Annotated in this window: 1 protein-coding gene and 1 pseudogene; both read left to right on the top strand. The window is 61.6% G+C overall.

Annotation, left to right across the window (positions count from 1 at the left end):
- Positions 1-236 (top strand): autotransporter outer membrane beta-barrel domain-containing protein (locus tag E2A64_RS17735; RefSeq protein ID WP_133285865.1); only part of this gene is annotated, 236 nt, incomplete at its 5' end.
- Positions 237-440: 204 nt separating this feature from the next.
- Positions 441-1873 (top strand): annotated as a pseudogene (locus tag E2A64_RS17730) (hypothetical protein); the annotation flags it as partial.

The raw sequence follows: 1873 nt of genomic DNA, 5'->3' as shown, positions 1-1873 counted from the left end.
TTGCCTGGAACCACACATTTGGCGACATCACGCCGACCACCGACATGGTCATTGCGGCGAAAAGCCTGCCCTTCACCATCGCCGGCAATGTGGGTGCGCGTGACGTCGGCCTCGTCGGCCTCGGCCTCAACTTCGCCGTCACGCCGGCGATGGACGTCGCCATCGACTATACCGGCGCATTCGGCCAGGACCAGCAGGACCATGCGCTCTCGGCCGGGCTGACCGCCCGCTTCTGAGCCCAAAAAACCGGCGGGTCGCCAGCCGCTGCGGCCCGCCAAGGACTTTCGGGCGGGGGAACGGTCTCCGCCACTTCTTTTGCGGGGGATGCGGTCTTCGCACGCCTCGCGCATCGCGCGCATGACCTAGCGTCAGTGCGCGATTCATGGTTTAGTGGCATCTAAATTAGACGCGGTTCACGCCGCGTCGTGTCAGGGGGTGGCTTGCGGGGCAGCGCGGCGACCGGTGAAAGCAACGATCAGGGACGGGTATTCACACTTATGCAGTCGATTTCATCCATATCCAGTTCATCCAGCAAGAAGCGCCGCGGTGCATCGAGGCGCGCAATCGCCGGCCGCAGCCTGCTCGGCGCGGCACTCCTGGCCTCCACGGCCCTGATCGCCCTGCCTGCCGGTCCGGCCTTCGCGGATGATCTTGTCGTCGACGGCCAGGACCGGGAAGTCATCAATAAGCCGGTGGATCTCGATGGCGGCAACGTATTTGTTGGCGTGGATGATGGCGACGATGCCACGCTGACCATCGCAAACGGCGGAGAGCTTGAAAGTTACTACGGCTATATAGGGCTCATTGCCGGGTCGAAAGGCACCGTGACCGTATCGCGGGGCGGTTCGTGGAACGCCGATGGGGCGATATATGTCGGCGTTTACGGCGAAGGCACGCTGAATGTCTCAAGCGGCGGATTTGTCGAATCATATCAAGACTTTGTCATTGGGTACGGGGAAGTCTCCACCGGCACGGTGACCGTGTCCGGCAAAGGTTCCCGGCTGATCGCGGGAGATGATGTTCTTGTCGGCTCTCGGGGCGAGGGCACGCTCAATGTCCTGGACGGTGGTTATGTTTATGCCGCTGATGACGTTCGTATCGGCGATGCGGACGGCGGCACCGGCACGGTTACCGTGTCCGGCAAGGATTCGCAGCTGATCGCGGGAGATGACATTATCGTCGGCCGAAACAGCGAAGGCACGCTGAATGTGCGCGACGGTGGATATGTTCGTGCCGATGGTAATGTTTATATGGGCGCTTATTCTGGCAGCACCGGCACGGTGACCGTGTCCGGCAAGGATTCGCGGCTGGTCGCGGGGGATGACATTACCGTCGGCAATTACGGCGAAGGCACGCTCAATGTGCTGGACGGCGGCTATGTGCATGCCGATGATGACGTTTATCTGGGTCGTTTTTCCGGCAGCACCGGCACTGTTACCGTGTCCGGCAAGGATTCGCGGCTGGTCGCCGGAGACCGCATGCTCGTCGGCTATTACGGCGAAGGCTCGCTGAACGTGCTGCACGGTGGTTATGTGCGTGCCGATGATGATGTTCGTATAGGCCAAGGGTTCGGCAGCACCGGCACGGTTACCGTGTCCGGCAATGATTCCCGGCTGGTCGCGGGAGATGTCGTTTTCGTCGGCTATTTTAGCGAAGGCACGCTGACCGTGGCCAGCGGTGGTGTAGTCGAGGCTCGTGACAGCTTTATTATTGCGTATGGCGCGGATTCGGAGGATGCGAAGGGCACGCTCAATATCGGGGCGGCGTCCGGCGAGAAGGCGCAGGCTGCGGGTTTCTTGCAGGGGGCCGATGGGGCCGCCGCAACCATCGAATTCTTCGATGGCGACGGTACCATCGTCTTCAATCACACCGG

This window comes from Pseudohoeflea suaedae, assembly GCF_004354915.1.
In the GTDB taxonomy this organism is placed as follows: domain Bacteria; phylum Pseudomonadota; class Alphaproteobacteria; order Rhizobiales; family Rhizobiaceae; genus Pseudohoeflea; species Pseudohoeflea suaedae.
Note: the sequence above shows the minus strand (reverse complement) of the source record. Positions and strands in the feature narration are given on the sequence as shown.